Origin of the sequence: Allofournierella massiliensis, from assembly GCF_004345265.1 — a bacterium.
Lineage (GTDB): Bacteria > Bacillota > Clostridia > Oscillospirales > Ruminococcaceae > Allofournierella > Allofournierella massiliensis.
Genome location: NZ_SLUM01000002.1, coordinates 143,121 through 167,163, shown reverse-complemented (window position 1 = coordinate 167,163; position 24,043 = coordinate 143,121). Strand labels below are relative to the sequence as shown.

Annotated in this window: 16 protein-coding genes; 15 read left to right on the top strand and 1 reads right to left on the bottom strand. The window is 59.2% G+C overall.

Translation table 11 applies throughout. The features are described from left to right. Window positions 1-490 precede the first annotated feature (490 nt). From ssnA to gltA, 11 genes are all read left to right on the top strand, one after another. Window positions 491-1,828, top strand: coding sequence for a putative aminohydrolase SsnA (ssnA, locus tag EDD77_RS01910; RefSeq protein WP_058966323.1), 1,338 nt, complete (start codon window positions 491-493; stop codon window positions 1,826-1,828). 168 nt (window positions 1,829-1,996) lie between these two features. Then, the gene (gene ygfK / locus EDD77_RS01905; protein WP_058966321.1) at window positions 1,997-4,972 is read left to right on the top strand and encodes a putative selenate reductase subunit YgfK; all 2,976 of its coding nucleotides are present in this window, start codon (window positions 1,997-1,999) and stop codon (window positions 4,970-4,972) included. 30 nt (window positions 4,973-5,002) lie between these two features. Beyond that, window positions 5,003-6,361 (top strand): dihydropyrimidinase, encoded by a 1,359-nt coding sequence (gene hydA / locus EDD77_RS01900; protein WP_058966319.1) that lies wholly within the window; start codon window positions 5,003-5,005, stop codon window positions 6,359-6,361. A 13-nt stretch (window positions 6,362-6,374) separates the two neighbouring features. After that, complete coding sequence (gene xdh / locus EDD77_RS01895) at window positions 6,375-8,936, top strand: selenium-dependent xanthine dehydrogenase (RefSeq protein ID WP_058966317.1); 2,562 nt, start codon at window positions 6,375-6,377, stop codon at window positions 8,934-8,936. A gap of 2 nt (window positions 8,937-8,938) precedes the next feature. After that, window positions 8,939-10,267 (top strand): uracil-xanthine permease family protein, encoded by a 1,329-nt coding sequence (locus EDD77_RS01890; RefSeq protein ID WP_242868469.1) that lies wholly within the window; start codon window positions 8,939-8,941, stop codon window positions 10,265-10,267. 6 nt (window positions 10,268-10,273) lie between these two features. Then, window positions 10,274-11,488 (top strand): diaminopropionate ammonia-lyase, encoded by a 1,215-nt coding sequence (dpaL, locus tag EDD77_RS01885; protein ID WP_058966314.1) that lies wholly within the window; start codon window positions 10,274-10,276, stop codon window positions 11,486-11,488. A gap of 247 nt (window positions 11,489-11,735) precedes the next feature. Next, window positions 11,736-12,920: a YgeY family selenium metabolism-linked hydrolase gene (locus EDD77_RS01880; protein ID WP_058966313.1), complete on the top strand. Its 1,185-nt coding sequence runs from the start codon at window positions 11,736-11,738 to the stop codon at window positions 12,918-12,920. Window positions 12,921-13,023: 103 nt separating this feature from the next. Beyond that, a complete protein-coding gene (locus EDD77_RS01875; protein ID WP_058966311.1) occupies window positions 13,024-14,616 on the top strand; it encodes an N-acyl-D-amino-acid deacylase family protein in 1,593 nt (530 codons plus the stop codon). Window positions 14,617-14,646: 30 nt separating this feature from the next. After that, entirely contained in the window at window positions 14,647-15,027 is a 381-nt protein-coding gene (locus EDD77_RS01870; RefSeq protein WP_058966309.1) for a RidA family protein, read from the top strand. 101 nt (window positions 15,028-15,128) lie between these two features. Further along, entirely contained in the window at window positions 15,129-15,971 is an 843-nt protein-coding gene (locus tag EDD77_RS01865) for a sulfide/dihydroorotate dehydrogenase-like FAD/NAD-binding protein (RefSeq protein WP_058966307.1), read from the top strand. Window positions 15,972-16,034: 63 nt separating this feature from the next. Further along, window positions 16,035-17,432, top strand: a complete 1,398-nt coding sequence (gltA, locus tag EDD77_RS01860; RefSeq protein ID WP_132587288.1) for an NADPH-dependent glutamate synthase — start codon at window positions 16,035-16,037, stop codon at window positions 17,430-17,432. 83 nt (window positions 17,433-17,515) lie between these two features. Here gltA and EDD77_RS01855 read toward each other — a convergent pair whose 3' ends face one another. Then, on the bottom strand, window positions 17,516-18,379 hold the full coding sequence (locus EDD77_RS01855) for a MurR/RpiR family transcriptional regulator (RefSeq protein WP_058966296.1): 864 nt from the start codon (window positions 18,377-18,379) through the stop codon (window positions 17,516-17,518). Window positions 18,380-18,813: 434 nt separating this feature from the next. Here EDD77_RS01855 and EDD77_RS01850 point away from each other — a divergent pair, with 434 nt between their 5' ends. The 4 genes from EDD77_RS01850 to EDD77_RS01835 all read left to right on the top strand — a co-directional run bounded on the left by EDD77_RS01850 (window position 18,814) and on the right by EDD77_RS01835 (window position 24,028). Further along, window positions 18,814-20,658: a beta-N-acetylhexosaminidase gene (locus EDD77_RS01850; RefSeq protein WP_058966293.1), complete on the top strand. Its 1,845-nt coding sequence runs from the start codon at window positions 18,814-18,816 to the stop codon at window positions 20,656-20,658. A gap of 91 nt (window positions 20,659-20,749) precedes the next feature. Further along, window positions 20,750-22,075 carry an ABC transporter substrate-binding protein gene (locus EDD77_RS01845; protein ID WP_058966291.1) on the top strand — a complete coding sequence of 442 codons (1,326 nt, stop codon included), beginning with the start codon at window positions 20,750-20,752 and terminating at the stop codon, window positions 22,073-22,075. Window positions 22,076-22,268: 193 nt separating this feature from the next. Further along, entirely contained in the window at window positions 22,269-23,201 is a 933-nt protein-coding gene (locus tag EDD77_RS01840) for a carbohydrate ABC transporter permease (RefSeq protein WP_242868467.1), read from the top strand. Beyond that, a complete protein-coding gene (locus EDD77_RS01835; protein WP_058966286.1) occupies window positions 23,198-24,028 on the top strand; it encodes a carbohydrate ABC transporter permease in 831 nt (276 codons plus the stop codon). The genes EDD77_RS01840 and EDD77_RS01835 overlap by 4 nt, the downstream gene beginning before the upstream one ends. Window positions 24,029-24,043 lie beyond the last annotated feature (15 nt).

Sequence of the window (24,043 nt, the reverse complement as noted above, 5' to 3'; positions counted from 1 at the left end):
TTTGATGAAAAAATAAAAGTAATACTTTGCTGTTTTGCACAACAATGAATTGGAAGCTTTAGGCAAAAAATAGAAAACGTTCGAACCCACTTGCACGGCAAATATCATGGTGCTATACTGAACGTGCAGTGAGGAATGACACTTTTCTCACAGGTATAGTTTGATTTTTAACAGCCAACTGTAACGGAGTGCTTCGCGCACGGGTTGGGCAGGCACAACAGGCGTTGTGCTGTTCGTCAGTTACGGTACGGCTGTTCTTTTTTTGTGTTTTTTGATCATGATTGGGTCGTGAATCGTAGGGAAAAAGGGAAAAATCAGACAAAAATCAAGGTGAATAAAACGGCTGTAACGGAGTGCTTCGCGCACGGGCTGTGATCCATCTGCCAAGGGCAAAATGCAAGGGCAAAATGGTGAGCAGTGTGTTCTGTTACAGCCGTTTTTCGTTTGTAGCCGAATAACAACGCATGAGCAGAAAAGGAGAAGAATGGTTATGTATCTTTTGGGAAATGGCCGCCTGGTCACTCGCGACGACGCAACCCCCTATCTGGAAAATGGCTGTGTTGCCATTGAGGGTAACCTGATCAAAGAGGTGGGCGAGACCGCCGCGCTGAAGGCCAAATACCCCGAAGCCGAATTCATCGACGCCAAGGGCGGCGTGATCATGCCCGGCTTCATCAACGCCCACAACCACATCTATTCCGCCTTTGCCCGGGGCCTGACCATCAAGGGCAACAATCCCACCAACTTCCTGGAGGTTCTGGATCAGCAGTGGTGGACCATCGACCGCAATCTGCTCCTGCCGGACACCAAGGCCAGCGCCGATGCCACCTATCTGGACTGCATCATGAACGGCGTGACCACCATCTTTGACCACCATGCCAGCTACGGCGGCATCGAGGGCAGCCTGTTTTCCATTGCCGAGAGCGCCAAGGAGTTCGGCGTTCGCTCCAACCTGTGCTACGAGATCAGCGATCGCGACGGCGAGGACAAGATGAAGGCTTCCGTGAAGGAAAACGTGGACTTCATCAAGTACGCCCAGGCCGACACCACCGACATGATCAAGGGCATGATGGGCATGCACGCTCCCTTCACCCTGAGCAACAAGACTCTGGAGTACTGCGCAGCCGAGAAGCCTGAGGGCGCCGGCTACCACATCCATGTGGCCGAGGGCATCGACGATCTGTACGACAGCCTGACCAAATACAACAAGCGTCTGGTGTTCCGCCTGCACGATATGGACATCCTGGGCGACAAGACCATCTGCGGCCACTGCATCTACATCAATGAGGCCGAGATGGACCTGCTGAAGGCCACCAACACCATGGTGGTACATAACCCCGAAAGCAACATGGGCAACGCCGTGGGCTGCCCCCCGATCCTGAAGATGATGGAGAAGGGCCTGACCGTGGGCCTGGGCACCGACGGCTACACCAACGACATGACCGAGAGCTACAAGGTGGCCAACGTGCTGCATAAGCACAATGCCTGCAAGCCCAACGTGGCCTGGGGCGAGATTCCCACCATGCTGTTCGAGAACAACCGCGCCATGGCCGGCCGCTTCTTCGAGAAGCCCATCGGCATCCTGAAGGAAGGCGCCTACGCCGACGTGATCGTTTCCGATTACGATCCTCTGACCCCGATGAACGCCTCCAACATCAACAGCCACATCCTGTTCGGCATGACCGGCCGCAGTGTGGTGACCACCATCATCAACGGCGTGGTCAAGATGAAGGACCGCGAGCTGATCGGCATCGACAAGGAAGCTGTTCTGGCCCACTGCCGCGAGCAGAGCGCCGATCTGTGGAACCGCATCAACGCGGGCCGCTGATTCAAGCCCCTATAGGCACAAAGAGCCCGGTTTGCACCCGGCAGACCCGGGCGGGCTCTTTGTGCCCCAACCTGTGTAAAAAAGCCTCCGTGCGGGCTCAAAACAGCACGGGAACCGGCGTCCGCCTTCAAAGCGGGCGATGAATTTGAGAGAAAAAGGAGAATCATTATGAGCGACATCATGCGCCCCATTCCGTTTGCTGAACTGATGGATTGGGTCCTCACCGAGTACGCCCAGCAGGGCACCATCTTCGGCGTTGGTGACATCTACAAGCACACCGCCGGCAAGACTCTGCCCATCTTCACCGAGCAGATCGAGACCCCCTTCGGCCCCGCTGCCGGCCCTCACACCCAGCTGGCTCAGAACCTGATCGCCGCATACGCCGGCGGCAGCCGCTTCTTCGAGGTCAAGACCGTTCAGATCATCGACGGTGAGGACCTGCCCGTCTCCAAGCCCTGCATCAAGGCAGAGGACGAGTGCTACAACGTGGAATGGAGCACCGAGCTGCGCGTTCCCCAGGCCTTTGAAGAGTATGTGAAGGCCTGGTTCGCCCTGAAGCTGATCAGCCGCATGTACGGCCTGGGCAGCGAGAACGGCTTCGTATTCAACATGAGCGTTGGCTACGATCTGGCCGGCATCCAGAGCGAGAAGGTGAACACCTACATCGAGGGCATGAAGGACGCCTCCACCAGCAAGATCTGGGCTGAGTGCGTGGAATGGGCCAAGGCCAACCTGAACCGCCTGAACGGCATTGATGCCGCTTACATCGACGCCATCAATCCCCATGTCTGCACCTCCATCACCCTGTCCACCCTGCACGGCTGCCCCCCGGATGAGATCGAGCGCATTGCCACCTACCTCATCAACGAGAAGAAGCTGAACACCTACATCAAGTGCAACCCCACTCTGCTGGGTTACGAATTCGCCCGCAAGACCCTGGACGACATGGGCTACGATTACATCGTATTCGACGACCATCACTTCAAGGGCGACCTGCAGTTTGAGGACGCCATCCCCATGTTCAATCGTCTGCTGGATCTGGCCGCTTCCAACAACGTGGAATTCGGCATCAAGCTGACCAACACCTTCCCCGTAACCATCGCTGCCGGCGAGCTGCCCGGTGAGGAGATGTACATGAGCGGCAAGAGCCTGTATCCGCTGTCCATCAGCCTGGCTCAGAAGGTGGAGAAGGAGTTCGGCGGCAAGCTGCGGGTATCCTACTCCGGCGGCGCGGACTACTTCAACATCGACCGTATCTTCAACACCGGCATCTGGCCCATCACCCTGGCCACCACCCTGCTGAAGCCCGGCGGATACAACCGCCTGCGTCCCATGGCCGACAAGCTGGTTGCCATGGACTACGTTCCCTTCGCCGGTGTGGATATGGAGAAGCTGGGCGCTCTGGTGGATTCCGTCAAGACCGACGCTCACCATGTGAAGCCCATCAAGCCTCTGCCCAGCCGCAAGATGAAGCAGGACGTTCCCCTGATCGACTGCTTCGTGGCTCCCTGTGAAGAGGCCGGCTGCCCCATCCATCAGGACATTCCCACCTACATTCAGCTGGTGGGCGAGGGCAAGCTGGTGGAAGCTCTGCAGGTTATCTGCGAGAAGAACCCCCTGCCTTTCATCACCGGCACCATCTGCAGCCACCGCTGCATGACCAAGTGCACCCGTAACTTCTACGAGGAGAGCGTGCAGATCCGCGCTGCCAAGCTGGCAGCTGCCGAGGGCGGCTACGACGCCTTCCTGGCTGGCCTGAAGGCCGGCGCTCCCCGCAGCGAGAACGTTGCCATCGTGGGCGGCGGCCCCGCCGGTATGGCTGCGGCCTACTTCCTGGCCAAGGCTGGCGCAAAGGCCACCATCTTCGAGAAGCGCAACGCTCTGGGCGGCATCGTAAAGCACGTCATCCCCGGTTTCCGTATCAGCGACGAAGCCATCGCCAAGGACGCTGCTCTGCTGGAGAAGCTGGGCGTGGAAGTGAAGCTGAATACCAATGTGGCCAATCCCGCTGAGCTGCTGGGTCAGGGCTACACCCATGTGATTCTGGCCAACGGCGCCTGGAACCACGGCGCTCTGAAGCTGGAGGGCGGCGAGGCCCTGAACGTTCTGGAGTACCTGGATCGTCAGAAGAACGCCCCCGAGACCCTGAACCTGGGCAACGACGTGGTTGTCATCGGCGGCGGCAACACCGCCATGGATGCTGCCCGTGCCGCCAAGCGCGCCGGCGCCGCCAACGTTCGCCTGGTATACCGCCGCAGCAAGCGTTACATGCCTGCCGATGAGGAAGAGCTGGAGCTGGCTCTGGCCGATGGCGTGGAGTTCTGCGAGCTGCTGGCTCCCGTTGCCCTGAAGGACGGCAAGCTGGTTTGCGACGTGATGCGTCTGGGCGCTCCCGATGCTTCCGGCCGCCGCAGCCCCGAGGCCACCGGTGAGACCACCGAGCTGCCTGCCTCCTGCGTGATCGCTGCCATCGGTGAGAAGGTTGACACCGCCACCTTCCTGACCAGCGGCATTGCCGTGGACGAGAAGGGCAAGGCCAAGGTCGACGCCGACTGCAAGGCTGAGAACGGCATCTATGTTGTGGGCGACGCCAAGCGTGGCCCCGCCACCGTTGTGGAAGCCATCGCCGACGCCACCGCCGCTGCCATGAACATTCTGGCCAGCGCCGTGAAGACCATCGACTTCACCGCCGAGGCTTCTCAGCTGAAGGCAAAGCGCAGCCTGCTGGGCGGCTATGTGGACGCCAAGGCCGAGAGCGACCGCTGCCTGGGCTGCAGCGCCGTGTGTGAGAACTGCGTGGACGTTTGCCCCAACCGCGCCAACCTGGCCATCAAGGTGCCCGGCATGGCCAAGGAGCAGGTGGTCCATGTGGACAAGATGTGCAACGAGTGCGGCAACTGCGCCGTGTTCTGCCCCTACGCCAGCTCTCCCTACAAGGACAAGTTCACCGTGTTCGCTTCCGAGGCCGATATGGCCGACAGCCAGAACCCCGGCTTCTGCGTACTGGATGCCGCTGCCGGTAAGGTGAAGATCCGTCTGGGCGATGCCGAGTACGAGACCGTTCTGGCGCAGGATACCACCACCTATGGCCCCATCAAGGCCCTGATCGAGACCATTCTGAAGGATTACGCCTACTGCCTGTAATCCAGCTCTGCGAGTAAAGAAGGGATTCGTTTGATTATCATTCAAAACGGCCAGCTGGTCAGCCCCTCGGGGCTGACCAGGGCCGACCTGGCTCTGGATGGCGGCCGCATCGTCGCCATCGAACCTCACATTGAACCGGGTGAGGGGGACACCGTTCATGACGCCGCGGGCTGCTATGTGTTCCCCGGCTTCATCGACGGCCACACTCATCTGGATATGGAAAGCGGCTCGCTGGTAACGGCAGATGATTTCACCACCGGCACCCGCGCCGCGGTCTGCGGTGGTACCACCACCATCGTGGATTTCGCCACCCAGGATAAGGGTGGCACCCTGAACGATGCACTGGACGCCTGGCACAAAAAGGCGGACGGCAAGTGCAGCTGCAACTACGCCTTCCACATGGCCATCACCGACTGGAATGACCAGGTGAAGGCAGAGCTGCCCGAAATGTTCCGCCGGGGCGTGACCAGTTTCAAGGCTTACATGGCCTACGATGCGCTGAAGGTGAACGACGCGGAGCTGCTGGAGATTCTCCAGTCGCTCAAGCCCTTCGGCGGCATCCTGGGCGTGCACTGTGAGAACGGTCTGCTGGTGAATGAGCTGCAGGCTCGCCAGAAGGAGCTGGGCCATTTCGGCCCGGATGCCCATCCGGTCAGCCGTCCCGCTGAGGTGGAAGCCGAAGCGGTGAACCGGCTGTGCTATCTGGGCAAACTGGCAGGCACGCCGGTCCATGTGGTGCATCTGAGCACCGAGCTGGGCCTGGAGGAGGTTCGCGCCGCCCGGAAAAAGGGCGTGAAGGTTTATGCCGAGACCTGCCCCCAGTACCTGACCATGGACGAAAGCCGCTACAAAGCCCCTGGCTTCGAAGGAGCCAAATATGTGATGAGCCCGCCGCTGCGCACCCCCGCCGATGTACAGGCGCTGCGCAAGGCGGTGGCGGCAGGGGAGATCGACACCATTGCCACCGATCATTGCAGCTACAATTTCAAAGGACAGAAGGACCTGGGAATCGAGGATTTCACCAAGATCCCCAACGGCGGCCCCGGCATTGAGCACCGGCCCATGGTGGTCTACACCAGCATGGTGCAGTCCGGTGAGCTGGCCGTCACCGACTTCTGCCGTCTGTTGGCCGAAAACCCCGCAAAGCTCTTCGGCATGTATCCCCGCAAGGGTGTGCTGGCCGTTGGGTCGGATGCGGACGTGACCGTGTGGGACCCCGAGGCGAAAACGGTAATCACCGCGGCCCGGCAGCAGCAAAATGTGGACTATACCCCTTACGAGGGCTTTGCCGTAACCGGCATGCCCAAAGCAGTATTCGTGGGCGGCGTGCTGGCGGCGGAATACGGCCAGCCTACCGGTCTGCTGGCCGGCACCTACGTGAAGCGCTGAAAGGAGCGTCTCCATGTACACTTTATATGTAAACGGCGTGGAGTACCACACCGATAAAAACATCAAACTGCTGGAGTACCTGCGGGAGGACCTGCGGCTGACCAGCGTGAAGAACGGCTGCGGCGAGGGCGCCTGCGGCACCTGCACCGTCCTGGTGGACGGCAAGAAGACCAAGGCCTGTGTGTTCACCACCGAAAAGATGGACGGCAAGCACATCACCACCGTGGAAGGCCTGACCGAGCGCGAGCGTGCGGTTTATGTGTACGCCTTCGGCCAGACCGGCGCGGTACAGTGCGGCTTCTGTATCCCCGGCATGGTGATCAGCGCCAAGAGTCTGCTGGATGAGAACCTGAACCCCACCCGCGAGGATGTGAAGAAGGCCATCCGCGGCAACATCTGCCGCTGCACCGGTTATGTTCGCATCGAGGAGGCCATTCTGCTGGCCGCCAAGATGTTCCGTGAGAACCTGCCCGTTCCCCAGGACGACAGCGAGGCCCGCATCGGAGCACACTTCCCCCGCGTGGACGTGGAGGAGAAGGTGCTGGGCACCGGCCTGTTCGTGGACGATATCAAGGTCCCCGGCATGATCTACGCCAAGGCCCTGCGCTCCAAGTACCCCAGAGCCCGCGTGGAAAAGATCGACCTGACCCGCGCTCTGGCTCATCCCGACGTGGTGAAGATCCTCACCGCCAAGGATGTGCCCTTCAACAAGACCGGCCACATCATCCAGGACTGGGATGTGCTGATCGCCGAGGGTGACTGCACCCGCTATATTGGCGACGCCATCGTACTGGTGGCCACCAACCACAAGGAGACCCTGGACGAGGTCCTGGATCTGGTGGACGTGACCTACACCGAGCTGGAGCCCCTCACCGATCCCATCAAGGCCATGCAGCCGGATGCCCCGAAGCTGCATGAAAAGGGTAACATCCTCACCAAGGAAGTGCTCAAGCGCGGCAACGCCGAAGAGGTGATCGCCAGCGCGCCCTATGTGGTGACCCAGCATTACTCCACTCCCATGACCGACCATGCCTTCATGGAGCCTGAGTGTGCCATCGGTATTCCGGACGGCGAGGGTGGCCTGCTGATGTACACCGCCAGCCAGTCGGTATACGACGAGCAGAAGGAAATCTCCCGTATGCTGCAGATTCCTCCCGAGAAGGTTCGCTGCCAGACCAAGCTGGTGGGCGGCGGCTTCGGCGGCAAGGAGGATATGAGCGTGCAGCACCACGCGGCGCTGATGGCCTGGGCCACCGGCCGCCCCGTAAAGGTGAAGTTCAGCCGTCAGGAAAGCCTGAACATCCACACCAAGCGCCATGCCATGGAAATGGACGTGACCACCGCATGTGACGAGAACGGCAAGCTGCTGGCCATGAAGGCCACCCTGATCTCCGACTGCGGCGCTTACGCCAGCCTGGGCGGCCCGGTTCTGCAGCGTGCCTGCACCCACTGCGGCGGCCCCTACAACTTCCAGAATGTGGACATCACCGGCATCTGCGTTTACACCAACAACGTACCCGGCGGCGCGTTCCGCGGCTTCGGCGTGACCCAGAGCTGCTTCGCTGCCGAGCTGAACCTGGATCTTCTGGCCGAGAAGGTGGGCATCAGCCCCTGGGAGATCCGTTACCGCAACGCCATCCGTCCCGGTCAGGTGCTGCCCAATGGCCAGATCGCCGGCCCCGAGACCGGTTATGCCGAGTGCCTGGAGGCCGTGAAGGAAGCCTACGAGAGCAGCCCCTACGCAGGCATTGCCGGCTGCATGAAGAACAGCGGCGTGGGCGTAGGCCTGCCGGATATCGGCCGCTGCAGCCTGGCTGTGGTGGACGGCAAGGTGCACATCCGCACCAGTGCCGCCTGCATGGGCCAGGGCGTTGCCACTGTATGCACCCAGATCGTGAACGAGGTCACCGGTGTGGACCCGCAGCACATCTTCCACGAGCGTGCCGATACGGCCATCACCCCCAACTCCGGTACCTCCACCGCGTCCCGTCAGACCGTGTTCTGCGGCGAGGCGACCCGCCGTGCGGCCGGTGAGCTGGCCAACGCGCTGGCAGGCCACACCCTGGAGGATCTGGAAGGCCAGAGCTTCTACGGCGAATACAGCGGCGTGACCGACCGCATGGGCAGCGACAAGCCCAACCCGGTGAGCCATGTGGCCTATGGCTACGCGGCTCAGGTGGTCATCATGGACGAGAACAAGAAGGTCGTCAAGGTGGTTGCCGCTCACGACGTTGGCCGCGTGGTCAACTATCAGTCCTGCGCCGGTCAGATTGAAGGCGGCGTGGTTATGGCTCTGGGCTATGGCCTCACCGAGGACTTCAAGATGGAGAACGGCTATGTGAAGAGCAAGTACGGCACTTTGGGCCTGCTGCGCGCCACCGACGTACCTCCCATCGAGGTCATTTTCGTGGAGAAGGGCACCGACGATCAGAACACCTTCGGCGCCAAGGGCGTGGGCGAGATCAGCGCCATTCCCGCGGCTCCCGCTGCAGCACATGCGGCCTACCGTGTGGACGGCGTGTTCCGTACCAAGCTTCCTATCCAGGACACCTTCTATAAGAAAGGGGGCAAATAAGCGTGGCTAGTGCAAAAGCAGCGCCTTCTGAGCAGGCGCTTTACACTCGCACCGGCATGCCCCCCCTGGCCAAGGCCATCCCCCTTGCGCTGCAGCATGTGGTAGCCATGGTGGTCGGCTGCATCACCATGCCCATGATCGTCGCCTCTGCCGCGGGCGTTTCCGCTTCGGATCAGATCATCATGGTGCAGGGAAGCCTGCTGGTAGCGGCGCTTGCCATCCTGCTGCAGGCCTTCGGTGTGAAGGGCTTCATCAGCAGCGGTCTGCCGGTTATGGTCGGCAGCGGCTTCGCCTTCCTGCCCACCCTGCGCTCCATCGTGGAACAGTCCGGCATGGGCGGCCTGGTGGGTGCCCAGATTGCCGGCGCCTGTGTGGGCATGCTGGTGGGTCTGTGCTTCACCAAGATCCGCTTTTTGTTCCCGCCCATCGTCACCGCCAGCGTGGTGCTGACCATCGGTATTTCTCTGTATGACACCGCCATCAACTACATGGCGGGCGGTGTGGCTACCGATCCCAGCTACGGCAGCGCCCGCAACTGGATTCTGGCCTTCATCACCCTGGCCACTGTCATCATCTGCGGCCAGTTCTGCAAGGGCATGATCAAAGCCAGTGCTACCCTGATCGGTATGCTGGTTGGCTATCTGGCAGCCATGGCCATGGGCATGATCCACTTCACCGAAGTGGGTTCCGCCGCATGGGTCCAGCTGCCCGCGCCCTTCCACTTTGCTCCCGAGTTCAACCTGAACGCCATCATCAGCTTGGGCATTGTGTTCATGGTAAATGCTGTGCAGGATATCGGTCAGTTCGAAGCCACTGCCAACGGCGCCTATGAGCGTGCGGCTACCAACGCCGAAATCACCGGCGGCGTGATCGCCAACAACCTGTGCAGCCTTCTGGGCGGCGTATTCGGCGGTGTGCCTGTGGCTGCTGCCGGTCAGAACGTGGGCATCGTGGTTACCACCAAGGTGATCAACCGCGTGGTATTCGGCATCGCCGGAGGCGTGGTTGCTGTTGCGGCTCTGGTGCCCAAGCTGAGCGCCATCCTCATCACCATTCCCCAGCCTGTGCTGGGCGGCGCCACCGTCACCGTGTTCGGCTCCATCGCCATGACCGGTGTTCGGATGCTGGCCCGCGAGGGCCTGAGCCCCCGCAGCGTGTTCATTGCCGGCCTGAGCGTGGCCATGGCGGTGGGCATTCCCCAGACTGCCAACGCCTTCGCAGGCTGCCCCGCCTGGATCGGTCAGATCTTCGGCAACTCCGAGGTCATCATCGTGGCGCTTACCGCCATTTTGTTGAATCTTATCCTTCCCAAAGAGAAAAAGGAGAATTGATACTCTATGGAACAGTTCAAGATTGTTACTTATCCCCATCAGGACGTTCCCGCCACTGACCTGAACGCCTTCAGCGAAGCCGAAGCCAAAAAGGCTCATGACTTCCATGCCAGCTTCGACGTGTATGCCGAGACTCCGCTCACCAGCCTGCCCGGCCTGGCCAAGGCTCTGGGCGTGAAAGAAGTTCGCATCAAGGACGAAAGCTACCGCTTCGGCCTGAATGCCTTCAAGGTTCTGGGCGGCAGCTACGCTCTGGGCCGTTACATCGCCAAGACTCTGGGCGAGGATATTGCCGATATGCCCGCCACCCGCATCCTGTCCGATGAAGTGCGCCAGAAGCTGGGCGAGGTGACCTTCGTTACCGCCACCGACGGCAACCATGGCCGCGGCGTGGCCTGGACTGCCAACCGCCTGGGTCAGCACTCTGTGGTTTACATGCCCAAGGGCAGCGCTCAGGAGCGTCTGGAGAACATTCGCGCCGAGGGTGCGGACGCCTCCATCACCGATCTGAACTACGACGACGCCGTTCGTCTGGCCAACAAGCAGGCCGAGGAGAAGGGCTGGGTCATGGTGCAGGATACCGCATGGGAAGGCTACACCGACATTCCTCTGTGGATCATGCAGGGCTACACCACCATGGGTTACGAAATTGTGCACCAGCTGGAAAAAGAGGGTGCTGAAAAGCCCACCCACGTATTCCTGCAGGCTGGCGTAGGCAGCATGGCAGGCGCCATGGCCGGTTTCATCTCCAGCTACTACGGCACCGAGCGCCCCTTCATCACTGTTGTGGAGCCCGAGAAGGCCAACTGCGTATTCCGCACCGCCGAAGCCAATGACGGCAAGCTGCACTTCGTTACCGGCGACATGAACACCATCATGGCGGGTCTGGCCTGCGGCGAGCCCTGTACCATCGGTTGGGAAGTTCTGAAGAACTGCGCCGATGCCTTCATCAGCTGCCCCGACTATGTGGCTGCCGACGGTATGCGCATTCTGGCTGCCCCCACCGGCGGCGACAAGCCCGTTGTTTCCGGCGAGAGCGGCGCCGCCACCACCGGCTGCATCTCCAACATCCTGCTGCGTGAGGATCTGGCTGAGTTCAAGCAGAAGCTGCACCTGGACGAGAACAGCCGCATCCTGTTCATCAGCACCGAGGGCGACACCGACAAGGAGAACTACCGCAACGTGGTTTGGGGCGGCAAGTTCAACCGTTACGACGGCTGAGTTCCCATTTAACCAGCTCCGCCCGTTCCGGTCCTCTCAAACTCTCTCATTTTCACACGCGGCTCCACAGCGCCGCGCCCTTCCAAAATCCAACCGGGACGGGCTTTTTAGAGCCTGTGCCCGCCCGCGCGGGGGCGACACCGCGCGGGCGGAGCATCTCTTTCCCAATTGGTATCCGGCGGTAAAGCCCGCCTCATACGAACGATCGTTATAACTTATTCTCATCCATGGATAGGAGGATACACCTATGCTTACTCAGGAACAGCAGAACAACGTAGTGGCCCTGTGCCAGAAACTCATCCAGTCTCCCAGCTACAGCGGCCATGAGGATGGCGTTGTTGCTCGTCTGAAAGAATTCTTCGAGGCCAACGGCTTCGACAGCGTCCATGTGGACAAATACGGCAACGTGATCGGCTGCATGAAGGGCAACCGTCCCGGCCCCCGCCTGCAGTTCGACGGCCACATCGATACCGTGCCCGTAGAGGATGCTTCCAAGTGGGAGCATGATCCGTTCGGCGCCGAGATCGTGGACGGCAAGATCTACGGCCGCGGCACTTCCGACATGAAGGGCGCTGTTGCCGCCATGGCCTGCGCCACCGCCAACTTCGCCAAGGCTACCAACCGTGACTTCGCCGGTGAAATCTATGTGGCCGGCGTGGTTCACGAGGAGTGCTTCGAGGGTGTTGCTGCCCGCGAGATCAGCGCTTATGTGAAGCCCGACTATGTGGTGATCGGTGAGGCCAGCCAGCTGAACCTGAAGATCGGTCAGCGCGGCCGTGCCGAGATCGTGATCGAGACCTTCGGCAAGCCCTGCCACAGCGCCAACCCCGAAAAGGGCATCAACGCTGTTTACAAGATGGCCAAGGTCATCGAGGCCATTCGCACTCTGGAGCCCACCCATCATCCCGTTCTGGGCGACGGCATTCTGGAGCTGACCGACATCAAGTCCGCTCCGTACCCCGGTGCTTCCGTTGTGCCCGAGTACTGCCGTGCCACCTATGACCGCCGCCTGCTGGTTGGCGAGACCAAGGAGAGCGTGCTGGCTCCCATCAACGCTCTGCTGGAGAAGCTGATGGCCGAGGATCCCGAGCTGAAGGTAAAGGCCAGCTACGCGGTTGGCAAGGAAATGTGCCACACCGGCAACGTGATCGAAGGCGAGCGCTTCTTCCCCGGCTGGCTGTACGACGAGAACGACGACTTCGTGCAGGCTGTGTACGGCGAGCTGAAGGCCATGGGCTACAACCCCTCCATCACCCAGTACAACTTCTGCACCAACGGCAGCCACTATGCAGGTGAGGCCGGCATCAAGACCTTCGGCCTTGGACCCAGCCGTGAGAACCTGGCTCATACCATCAACGAATACATCGAGATCGACCAGCTGGTCAAGGTATGCGACTGCTACACCGGCGTGCTGAAGGCCCTGATGAAGTAATAAGCCTTTCGTGTGCCTCGCTGCCCGCATTCCGGGTGGCGGGGCCACAGCTGGCTGTGAAGCCAAAATCATCACTCATTAGAAAAAGAGAGGCGTTTGACCCATGTCTACTATGCTCATCAAAAACGGCCGCGTGATCGACGGCACCGGCGCTGCCAGCATCAACGCCGATGTGCTGGTGAAGGACGGCAAGATTGCCGCCATCGGCACCATCACCGAGCCTGCCGATCAGGTGATCGACGCTGCAGGCTTGGCCGTGGCTCCCGGCTTTATCGACACCCACAGCCACAGCGATCTGGATGTGCTGCTGCGGCCTCAGGTAATGCCCAAGGTCATGCAGGGCATCACCACCGAGCTGCTGGGCCAGGACGGCGTGTCCATGGCTCCGCTGCCCACCCAGTACATCAGCCCCTGGCGCAAAAACCTGGCCGGTCTGGACGGCGATACCGACGAGATCGACTGGACCTACGAGACCACCGACAACTACCTGAAGATGATCGAGAAGGCTCACCCCGGCCTGAACGAGATGTACCTGGTGCCCCACGGCAACATCCGCATGGAGGCCATGGGCCTGGACAACCGCCTGCCCACCGATGAAGAGATCGAGAAGATGAAGGCCATCACCCGCCGCGAAATGGAGGCGGGCGCCATGGGTCTGTCCACCGGTCTGATCTACATTCCCTGCGCTTACTCCGAGAGCAAGGAGATCATCGAGATGTGCAAGGTGGTTGCCGAGTACGATGGCGTGTTCGTCATTCACCAGCGCAGCGAGGCCGACACCATTCTGGACAGCATGAAGGAAGTCATCGAGATCGGCCGCAAGTCCGGCGTAAAGGTGCACTGGAGCCACTTCAAGGTCTGCGGCAAGCAAAACTGGGATAAGATCGACGCGGTTCTGGAGCTGCTGGAGGAGGCCAAGAAGGAAGGCATCACCGTCAGCTTCGACCAGTACCCCTATGTGGCGGGCAGCACCATGATGGGCGCCATCCTGCCTCCCTGGGTACACGACGGCGGCACCGACAAGGCGGTGGCCCGTCTGGCCGACCCCGAGCTGCGCAAGAAGATGGTCTACGATATGGAGCATGGCATCCCCGGCTGGGATAACTTCGTGGATTTCGCCGGCTTCGAGAACATCTATGTGACCAGCGTCAAGACCGAGAAGAACGCCGACGCGGTGGGCCTGTCCATCGTGGAGCTGGCCGAGAAGCGTGGCGTAGACCCCTACACCGCCGCCTTCGACCTGCTGATGGAAGAGGAGAACGCCGTGGGCATGGTGGACTTCTACGGCACCGAGGAGCACGTAAAGCGCTTCATGATGCGCCCCGAGATGAACGCCTGCACCGACGGCCTGCTCTGCCCGGGCAAGCCCCATCCCCGCCTGTACGGCAGCTTCGTGCGCATTCTGGGCAAGTATGTGCGGGAAGAGAAGCTGATGAGCCTGGAGCAGGCCATCTACAAGATGACCGCCAAACCTGCCAGTGTGCTGGGCCTGACCGACCGCGGCACCCTGAAGGTGGGCAACTGGGCCGATATCACCATCTTCGACCCCAATACTGTCATTGACAAGGGCACCTTCACCGACCCCATCCAGTTCCCGGACGGCATCGCCTATGTGATTGTAAACGGCCAGGTGGCCGTGGATCACGGCAAGCACACCGGCGCTCTGAACGGCCAGGTCATCCGCCACAAGGCGTAACAGGATTCCAAGCAAAGGAGAAATGAACCAATGAACACTGCAATTTCCACCGAAAAGGCACCCGCTGCCATCGGCCCCTACTCTCAGGCCATTCAGGCAGAAGGCAAGACCATCTATGTGTCCGGCCAGCTGCCCGTGGACCCCGCCACCGGCGCTTTTGCCGGTGAGGACATCCAGAGCCAGACCCGTCAGTCTCTGGAGAACATCAAAGCCATCCTGGCCACCGCCGGCGCAGACATGAGCAGCGTGGTCAAGACCACCGTTCTGCTGAAGAACATCGCTGACTTCGGTGCCATGAACGAGATCTACGCCCAGTATTTCCAGCAGCCCTTCCCGGCCCGCGCTGCCTTCCAGGTAGGCGCTCTGCCCAAGGACGCTCTGGTAGAGATCGAGTGCGTAGCTGTGATCTAACAGAGATCAAAAAGAATTCCTGCCAAATTTTTTATTAATCAGCGCGGTGCGGCTGCCGGATGCTGGCGGCCGCACCTTTTTGTGCGAAGGAGTAACCCCAAATGTTTAAAATTGTCGAACGAAAAGAGTTGAACCCCACCGTCACCAAGCTGGTGATTGAGGCACCGCTGGTGGCAAAGAAGGCCCAGCCCGGCCAGTTCATCATCGTGCGCGCCAAGGAGGATTCCGAGCGTATCCCCCTGACCGTGGCGGACTATGACCGTGAGGCGGGCACCGTGACCATCATCTTCCAGATCGTGGGCGGTTCCACCATGGAGCTGAACGAGCTGCGCGAGGGCGAGAGCGTACACGACTTCGTTGGCCCTCTGGGCGTTGCCAGCCATCTGGACGGCCTGAAGAAGGTTGCCGTTGTGGGCGGCGGCGTGGGCTGCGCCATTGCCTACCCCATCGCCAAGAAGCTGCATGAGCTGGGCTGTGAAGTGCACAGCATCGTGGGCTTCCGCAACAAGGATCTGGTGATTCTGGAGGACGAGTTTGCCGCCTGCAGCGACAAGCTGGTCATGATGACCGACGACGGCAGCCACGGCCAGAAGGGTGTGGTTACCGCTCCTCTGGAAGAGCTGATCAAGAGCGGTGAGAACTACGACGAAGTGATCGCCATCGGGCCTCTGGTCATGATGAAGTTCGTCTGCCTGACCACCAAGAAGTACGACGTGAAAACCGTTGTGTCCATGAACCCCATCATGATCGACGGCACCGGCATGTGCGGCGGCTGCCGCCTGACCGTGGGCGGCGAGACCAAGTTCGCCTGCGTGGACGGCCCTGACTTCGACGGCCATCTGGTGGACTTCGACGAGGCCATGCAGCGCGGCAACATGTACAAGGAATTCGAGACTCACGCCCGTGAGGAGCACTGCAACCTGTTCAAGAAGAACGTGCAGTAATTTCGCGTACAGAAAAACTCTTTATCGTCAGGAAATTGAAAAACAATTGGGAGGAACCCGAAAATGGCATTGCATAATATGGATCCCAAGCGCTGCCCCATGCCCAGCCAGGATCCCAACGTTCGGAACAAAAACTTCAAGGAGGTAGCTCTGGGCTACACTCCCGAGATGGCAGTCAACGAAGCCAAGCGCTGCCTGGGCTGCAAGAACAAGCCCTGCCAGACCGGCTGCCCGGTTGGCATCGACATCCCCAGCTTCATCGCCAAGGTGGCGGAAGAGGATTTTGAGGGTGCCTATCAGGTGCTGAGCGCCTCCAGCGCGCTGCCCGCGGTGTGCGGCCGCGTCTGCCCCCAGGAGACTCAGTGCGAAGGCAAGTGCGTGCGCGGAATCAAGGGCGAGAGCGTGGGCATCGGCCGTCTGGAGCGCTTTGTTGCTGACTGGCATCGTGAGCACAACAACACTGCCCCCACCGTTCCCGAATCCAACGGCCATAAGGTGGCCATCATCGGCGCCGGCCCCAGCGGTCTGACCGCCGCCGGCGACCTGGCCAAGCTGGGCTACAAGGTCACCGTGTACGAAGCCCTGCATCTGGCAGGCGGCGTGCTGGTGTACGGCATTCCCGAGTTCCGTCTGCCCAAGGCCATTGTGCAGAACGAGATCGAAGGCCTGCAGGCCATGGGCGTGGACATCGAGACCAACATGGTCATCGGTAAGGTACTGACCATTGACGAGCTGATGAACGACTACGGCTACGAGGCCGTGTATGTGGCTTCCGGCGCCGGTCTGCCCCGGTTCATGGGCATCCCCGGCGAGAGCCTGAAGGGCGTATACTCCGCCAACGAGTACCTGACCCGCGTGAACCTGATGAAGGCTTACAAGGAAGGAAGCAAGACCCCCATCAAGAAGAGCAAGAACGTGGCCGTTGTAGGCGGCGGCAACGTGGCCATGGACGCTGCCCGCAGCGCCAAGCGTCTGGGTGCCGAGAACGTGTACATCGTGTACCGCCGCGGCATGGAAGAACTGCCCGCCCGTAAGGAAGAAGTGGAGCATGCCGAGGAAGAGGGCATCATCTTCAAGCTGCTCACCAATCCCGTGCGCGTTTTGGGTGACGAGAACGGCTGCGTGACCGGTATGGAGTGCGTGGAGATGGAGCTGGGCGAGCCCGATGACAGCGGCCGCCGCCGTCCCGTGGAGAAGAAGGACAGCAATTTCGTGCTGGATGTGGACACCATGATCATGTCCATCGGTACCAGCCCGAACCCGCTGATCCGTTCCACCACTCCCGGCCTGGAAACCAACCGCCACGGCTGCATCGTGACCAACGGCGACGACGGTCTGACCAGCCGTGAGGGCGTGTACGCCGGCGGCGACGCCGTGACCGGTGCTGCCACCGTTATTCTGGCCATGGGCGCGGGTAAACACGCTGCCAAGGCCATCGACGAATACATTAAAAACAAGTAAGAACGACAGCGAAAAGAAAACAACAACTTAACAGCCAAAAACAAAAGTCCCCTGCTCATCTTGAGCAGGGGACTTTTGTTTTGTCAGATTTCCTTTTCTTCCCCAGGGTCCCAAAGGCTGGGCTGGGGCTTTTCCCGGGCCACCATGGAATCCGCATGGCGGCTGATTTCCGCCTTTTTGTAGGTGTTTCGGGAAAGACAGGTCACATAAAGGGTGTCGATCAGCATCAGCAGCGGCACCTGAGGGGAAATGCGCAGTCCGCCCCCCATCTCCCGAAGGGAAATCAGGTGGACAATTTCGTCGGGCATATTGTCGGATTTATCCGGTGCAGGGCCGCCGGTAAACAGGACGGTTCGCGCACCCCGCGCTTTGGCCATGCGGATGCCGCCTGTAATTTCCGAGGTTCTGCCGCTCATGGTAAAGGCGATTACCAGATCGCCGGGCGCCACCAGCGCTGCCGTGATCTGAATCAGCTGGGAATCGCTCACGGCCTGAATCCAGAGTCCCAGGCGCATGAACCGCAGCTGAAAGTCCTGGGCGGCAAGCCCGGAATGACCGATGCCAAAGATGAAAATCCGGCGGCTTTCGTCCATCATGGCGGCAATGCGGCGCATCTGGGTATTGTCGATGGAAGAAAAACTGTTCTCCATTAAAAGGCCATAGAGCCCTTCCACCTGGGAGTTTGCTTCGCCGGGCTGGCGCTCACTTTCCGCGCCGCTCAGCTCCCGTTCATATTCATAGCTGAATTCCCGGTAACCCTTATAGCCGCATTTTTTGGCGAAACGGGAGAGCGTTGCTTCCGATACATACAACAGCTTGGCCAGGTTTTTGGACGCCAGATCCACAGGCTTTGTGTTGTTCAGAAAGAAATCGGCCACAGTGCGCTCCACCTGGGTCATCTGATTGTAAGAGTCCATGATTTGCTGAATGGTTCTGCGATATTGCATGGGGGTCACTTCCTTTGTGCGGGGGAACGGCGGGGGCGCCTGTGAGAAAACATTCAAAACATGGACTTAATTATAAAACCGAAAGACAGAAAAAACAATGCGCGAAAATCGACAAAAAATACAAATGACAGAGCCGAAAATACAAGCAAATTATTGCTTTGAAAATAATAAAATGCACAGAACTCAAAGAAAAAGTGTGCATATTGACGTAAAACTGGAATAGATAGAGGGGGTTGATGGTCGAAATGATGGTGCCGGATGAATTCCTGGTTTTGCGAAAGCACCCGAAAACAGAAACTACTTTCAAAGGCGTGTAACTTCTTTCAGAATCGGTGAAATCTATTGAATCCCATTGGTGCGGTGGGTATAATTGGGGCAAAGAGGGGACGCAAGATACACGGCGCAAAACCCTGCGGAAAGGAAGTCTTGCCATTATGAGCTGGAGCATTCATCCGGATACCTGTGCACGGGCGGCCCGGGCTCTGAACGAGCTTTTGCCGCTGGTGGAGCGCGGGGAAAGGCACCGGCAGGTGTATGCGAAAGAGCAAAGTCAACCGGGATATTCCATAAAGGCGGAAGGGGACAGAATCCACATCGGCTACCATACCCTTACGGATCTGGCCCGCGGAGTTCTGGATGCCTGCAGCCACACGGAGGACTGCTTCACGCTGCAGCGGCACTGTGCATTTCAGGAATTCGGCGTGATGGCAGACCTGTCCCGCAATGCGGTGATGAAGCCGGAGGCCATCCGCCGCCTGATTCGCCTGAGCGCCCTGATGGGTTACAGCTTTGTGGGCCTGTATATGGAGGATACCATTCAGCTGGACGGGGAACCGTATTTCGGCTACCAGCGGGGAGCCATGACCAAGAAGGAGCTGCAGGAACTGGATCGGTATGCGGCAAGCTTGGGCGTGGAGCTTCGGCCGTATCTGCAAACGCTGGCTCACCTGAACCAGATCATGCGCTACCAGCGATACGATGCCATCAACGACACCGGCGACATTCTTCTGGCAGGGGATGAAAGAACCTATCATCTGCTGGATCGGCTTTTAAAAACCGTATCCGACTGCTTTACAACCCGTAAGGTGAACATCGGCATGGATGAAGCGGCGCTGGTGGGTGCGGGAAAGTATCTGGATCAGAACGGATACCGTCCCCGGATTGAGATCCTTCAGGAGCATCTGACAAGGGTGCTGGGGCTCTGCGAAAAATACGGCTTGAAGGCTCAGATGTGGAGCGATATGTTCTTCAACCTGGCCTATGGCAGTTACGACAAAGCTGCCGAAGGCGCCAGCGCGCAATGTCAGCCGGAGATTCCACCCCAGGTGGAGCTGGCGTTCTGGGACTACTTCCATGTGGGGCAGGCCCGCTACGAAACCATGCTGCAAAAACACAGGCAGATGGCCGGCAGGGTTGCCTTCGCCGGCGGAGCCTGGAAATGGAGCGGATTTACCCCCAGCAACGCGTTCAGCATCGAAGCCGGTCGGGATGCCCTGAATGCCTGCATTAAGGAGCAGGTGGAATCGGTGGTAATCACGGCCTGGGGCGATAACGGAGCGGAGGCAAGTATGTTTTCCATCCTTCCGGTGCTTTATGCCGACGCTGCGCTGGCCTGGGGCCAGCCGGGCGAGCGGGAAGGCTTTGAAATTCTGACCGGAGTCCGCTTTTCGGACTTTCTGGAGCTGGATCGCCCCAGCAGGTTCTCCCCGGATCCGGCAGTGCATGGCAATGCAAGCAAATTCCTTTTGTACAATGACCCGCTGCTGGGCACCTATGATTCACTGGTTCCGGAGGACGTGGAAGCCTTCTATGCACAAGCGGCCCGGGAGCTGGCGCGGGTGGAATCCATCGCCGGGGAATATGCCGGACTGTTCCGCACCCAGAAAACACTGAGCATGCTGCTGGAAAAGAAGGCAGCCCTTGGGCGGAACATCAAACGGGCATACGACTGCGGGGATCGTGAGCAGCTGCGCCAAATCACGGAGTATGAAATCCCGCAACTGCTGGAACGGCTGGACACCTTCGCAGATGCACTGGAAGAGCAGTGGATGGCGGAAAACAAAGCCTTTGGCTTTGAGGTACAGGATCTTCGTCTGGGAGGGCTGCGCCGACGCGTTCAGCAAACGGAAAAACGGCTGCGCGATTATCTGAACGGTGCGACCGAGCGGATTGAAGAGCTGGAAGGGGAGCGGCTACCCTTCGCATATTTCGACAACAGCAGCATTGAAACACTGAACTACAATCTGTGGGCCGTGAATGCGACCCCGGCAGTTTTATGAATTAGGCGGTTCCGCGACGGATAAAAAAGGTACAGGCATTATCGAACGGAAGCGTTTAAGGATATCAACAGCAACAAAGGAGGACACACAAATGAAAAAGTTTTGGAAACGAGCGGCAGCCGGCTTGTGCGCGGCAGCACTTGCAGCCACGGCTTTGACCGGCTGCGGCGGCGGACAGGAAACCAGCACGGCAGCGTCCGGGGCGGCATCCGGTTCCACAGCGTCCGGATCTGAAGCGGAACCGGTTACGCTGGAGTTCTGGACCATTGCTCTGCAGCCCACGTTTACCGACTTTTTGAACGGCCTGATCGACAAATACGAGCAGGAAAACCCGAACGTTACCATCAACTGGGTGGACCTGCCCTATGATTCCATCCAGCAGAAGCTGGTTACCGCCACTGCGGGCGGCACTTCGCCGGATGTGGTCAACCTGAACACCCAGATGACCCTGACCCTTGCGGGCAAGGGCGCACTGGTGGATCTGGAAAAGGAAGCCACCGAGGAGCAGAAGAGCGTTTATATCCCCAGCCTGTACGATTCTGCCCGCATCGGCGATTCCGTTTACGCTTTCCCCTGGTACGCTTCTCCCAACATCATGTTCTACAACAAGGCGCTGTTTGAGCAGGCCGGTCTGGACATCGAGACCCTGCCCACCCAGTACCGCGAGGCCTTTGACGCGGCCAAGACCATGAAGGAAAAGACCGGCGCTTACCTGTACAATCCGCCGGAGTTCTTCAACCTGATGTTCGAAGAGGGCGTTTCCATTCTGAACGAGGACAACACCGCTGCAGCGTTCAACACCCAGGATACCGTGGATCTGCTGAACAGCTTCAAGGAGCTCACCGATCAGGACATCCTGCCCAAGAACAGCAAGTGGGGCGACTGGGATACCGAGCTGAAACTGTTTGAGACCGGCCAGCTGGCCATCGTAAGCTCCTCCGGTTCTTCCCTGAGCCGTATCAAGGATGAGGCCCCTGATGTGTACGAGAACATCGGTGTGGCAGCTCCGCTCACCGGCAGTGAAGGCTTCTCCCGCAATGCATTGATGAATCTGGTTGTGCCTGAGGCCAGCAAGCACCATGAAGAGGCTATCAAGTTTGCCGCCTACATCACCGGCGACGAATGCCAGCTGGAGTTCTGCAAGCAGACCGCGATCTTCCCCTCCACCATCAAGGCCAGCCAGGACGAATACTTCCTGTCTGACAGTGAGACTCTGGAAGGTCAGGCCCGCATCATGTCTGTGGAAGTGAGCGAGACCTCCAAGGACTACTCTCTGGGCACTGCAGGTCAGAGTGAGATCCAGGATGCTGTGAACCAGATCCAGGAGGCCGTGATCCAGAACGGTACCGATACGCAGACCGCGCTGGACAACGGCGAAAAGGCCGTGAATGATATTCTGGCGCAGTCCGCCGGCTAAACCATTCGGCCAAAGATCGAAAAATACAATGAATGCCGCCAGGGAGCTCATGGGTAGTGCCGGGCCCCTGGCGGCCCTTTTAAAAGGGGCTGGCCGCCCCATCATCTCAGCAGATCCTTTGAAGGGTGAAAAAAGCCCGTCGGAAGGGCCCAACGGGCTTTTCGGTTTGCGGAACAAGGGGGAAAAAGCTATAATGAAAATGCCTACATCAACTGCAGCCGTTTCCGGTAAAAAGCGGCGGCCCATGCGTTTGCAGACCCGGCAAACGCTGCTGGCGTACCTGTTCATGGCGCCGGCACTGATTTTGCTGGTCGTGTTTGTATTCGCGCCCATCCTGGGCAGTCTGCCCTTGATGTTCTTTGATTACTCGGTGCTTGGCACCACCAAATTTGTGGGACTGAAAAACTTTGTCACCGCATTTCATGACCGCAACTTCCAGGCGGCCATTGTGAACACCATCCTGTTTGTGGTGGTGGTTCCCGTAATCCAGATTCTGTCCATCATGCTTGCGGTGCTGGTAAACCGCAAATTGCGGGGCATTACGGTGTTCCGCACGCTGTACTACATCCCGGTGGTCACCTCCATGGTGGCGATTTCCATCATGTGGGGCTTCCTGTTTGACCCCAGCGGACTGATCAACTCTCTTTTGAAAAAATGGGGGCTTATCTCCAGCTCCCTCGGCTTTTTGACCGACAGCAGAACCGCCATGCTGTGCATTATGTTCATCACGGTATGGCAGGGCCTTGGTTATTACATGATGATGTACCTGGCGGGGCTCCAGTCCATCCCGCAGGAAATCGTGGAGGCAGCCTATGTGGACGGCGCAACGCCGGCCAAAGCCTTCTGGCACATCAAGCTGCCCATGCTGAAGCCGTATATCTGGTTCTGCAGCCTTAACTCTGTCATTTCGGCAGTAGGCGTGTTTGACGCGGTGTTTGTGCTGACCCAGGGCGGGCCGGATACCGCCACCATGGTCATTGCCTACTACTCCTATTATAAAGCCTTCAACAGCTTTGAATTCGGCTATGCGGCCACCATCGGCTTCGTGCAGGCCCTGATCACCGGTGTGATCAGTATTGTGGTATTCCTCTATGGCAGAAAAGGAGAGGAGGGTGGTCTGGCATGATTCAGGCAAAAAAACGCCGCAAGGCAATCAATACGGTACTCACCTATGTGATGCTGGTTCTCATCGCCATTGTGTGTGCCGGCCCCTTTATCTGGCTGCTGGCCGCCTCGTTCCGTTCCGGCCAGAATATCTATGACATCAGCCTGATTCCCCAGAATCCCACGCTGGAAAACTATATCGGCGTGTGGGAGTTTCTTTCGGTGCCCCGATATTTGCTGAACACCATCATCATCACGGTGGCCAGCATCGCCATGGACGTGATCCTTTCGGCACTGTGCGCCTATCCGCTGGCCTGCATGCGTTTTAAGGGCAAAAACTTCATCCTGGGTGTGCTGCTGGCCTCCATGATCATTCCCGCCGCGGCAGGTATGATCATCAACTACCTCACCATCTCCGCCATGCACCTGCTTAACACGCTGGCGGGCGTTGTGCTTGTGGGTTCGGTTAAGGTGTTCAGCATTATTCTGCTGCGGCAGGGCTATATGGGCGTTCCCAAGGACCTGATCGAGGCGGCCCGCATCGATGGTGCGGGAGAACTGCGGATCTGGTGGCAGATCATGCTGCCCGGCATCATGCCCACAGTATCCACCGTGATCATCTTCGACTTCATCAGCCGCTGGAACGAATTCCTGTGGCCCATCATTGTGCTGCAGGATCCTGCGAAATATCCGCTGGCGGCCGCGCTGCAGTATCTGAACGGCTCGTTCAACTACAAGTTCGGTTACATTGCCGCAGGAGCGATCATCTCGGTGATTCCGGTCATTGTTGTGTTCATCCTGTGCCAGAAAAACTACATCGAAGCGGTCAGCGGCGCGGTGAAGGGCTGATCGGGGGAGGAAAGG

Bases quoted from the DNA above. Each gene is read 5' to 3' on its own strand.
- ssnA (WP_058966323.1), top strand. From the start codon at position 491: ATGTATCTTTTGGGAAATGGCCGCCTGGTCACTCGCGACGACGCAACC.
- ygfK (WP_058966321.1), top strand. From the start codon at position 1,997: ATGAGCGACATCATGCGCCCCATTCCGTTTGCTGAACTGATGGATTGG.
- xdh (WP_058966317.1), top strand. From the start codon at position 6,375: ATGTACACTTTATATGTAAACGGCGTGGAGTACCACACCGATAAAAAC.
- dpaL (WP_058966314.1), top strand. From the start codon at position 10,274: ATGGAACAGTTCAAGATTGTTACTTATCCCCATCAGGACGTTCCCGCC.
- EDD77_RS01880 (WP_058966313.1), top strand. From the start codon at position 11,736: ATGCTTACTCAGGAACAGCAGAACAACGTAGTGGCCCTGTGCCAGAAA.
- EDD77_RS01875 (WP_058966311.1), top strand. From the start codon at position 13,024: ATGTCTACTATGCTCATCAAAAACGGCCGCGTGATCGACGGCACCGGC.
- EDD77_RS01870 (WP_058966309.1), top strand. From the start codon at position 14,647: ATGAACACTGCAATTTCCACCGAAAAGGCACCCGCTGCCATCGGCCCC.
- EDD77_RS01865 (WP_058966307.1), top strand. From the start codon at position 15,129: ATGTTTAAAATTGTCGAACGAAAAGAGTTGAACCCCACCGTCACCAAG.
- gltA (WP_132587288.1), top strand. From the start codon at position 16,035: ATGGCATTGCATAATATGGATCCCAAGCGCTGCCCCATGCCCAGCCAG.
- EDD77_RS01855 (WP_058966296.1), bottom strand. From the start codon at position 18,379: ATGCAATATCGCAGAACCATTCAGCAAATCATGGACTCTTACAATCAG.
- EDD77_RS01850 (WP_058966293.1), top strand. From the start codon at position 18,814: ATGAGCTGGAGCATTCATCCGGATACCTGTGCACGGGCGGCCCGGGCT.
- EDD77_RS01845 (WP_058966291.1), top strand. From the start codon at position 20,750: ATGAAAAAGTTTTGGAAACGAGCGGCAGCCGGCTTGTGCGCGGCAGCA.
- EDD77_RS01840 (WP_242868467.1), top strand. From the start codon at position 22,269: ATGAAAATGCCTACATCAACTGCAGCCGTTTCCGGTAAAAAGCGGCGG.
- EDD77_RS01835 (WP_058966286.1), top strand. From the start codon at position 23,198: ATGATTCAGGCAAAAAAACGCCGCAAGGCAATCAATACGGTACTCACC.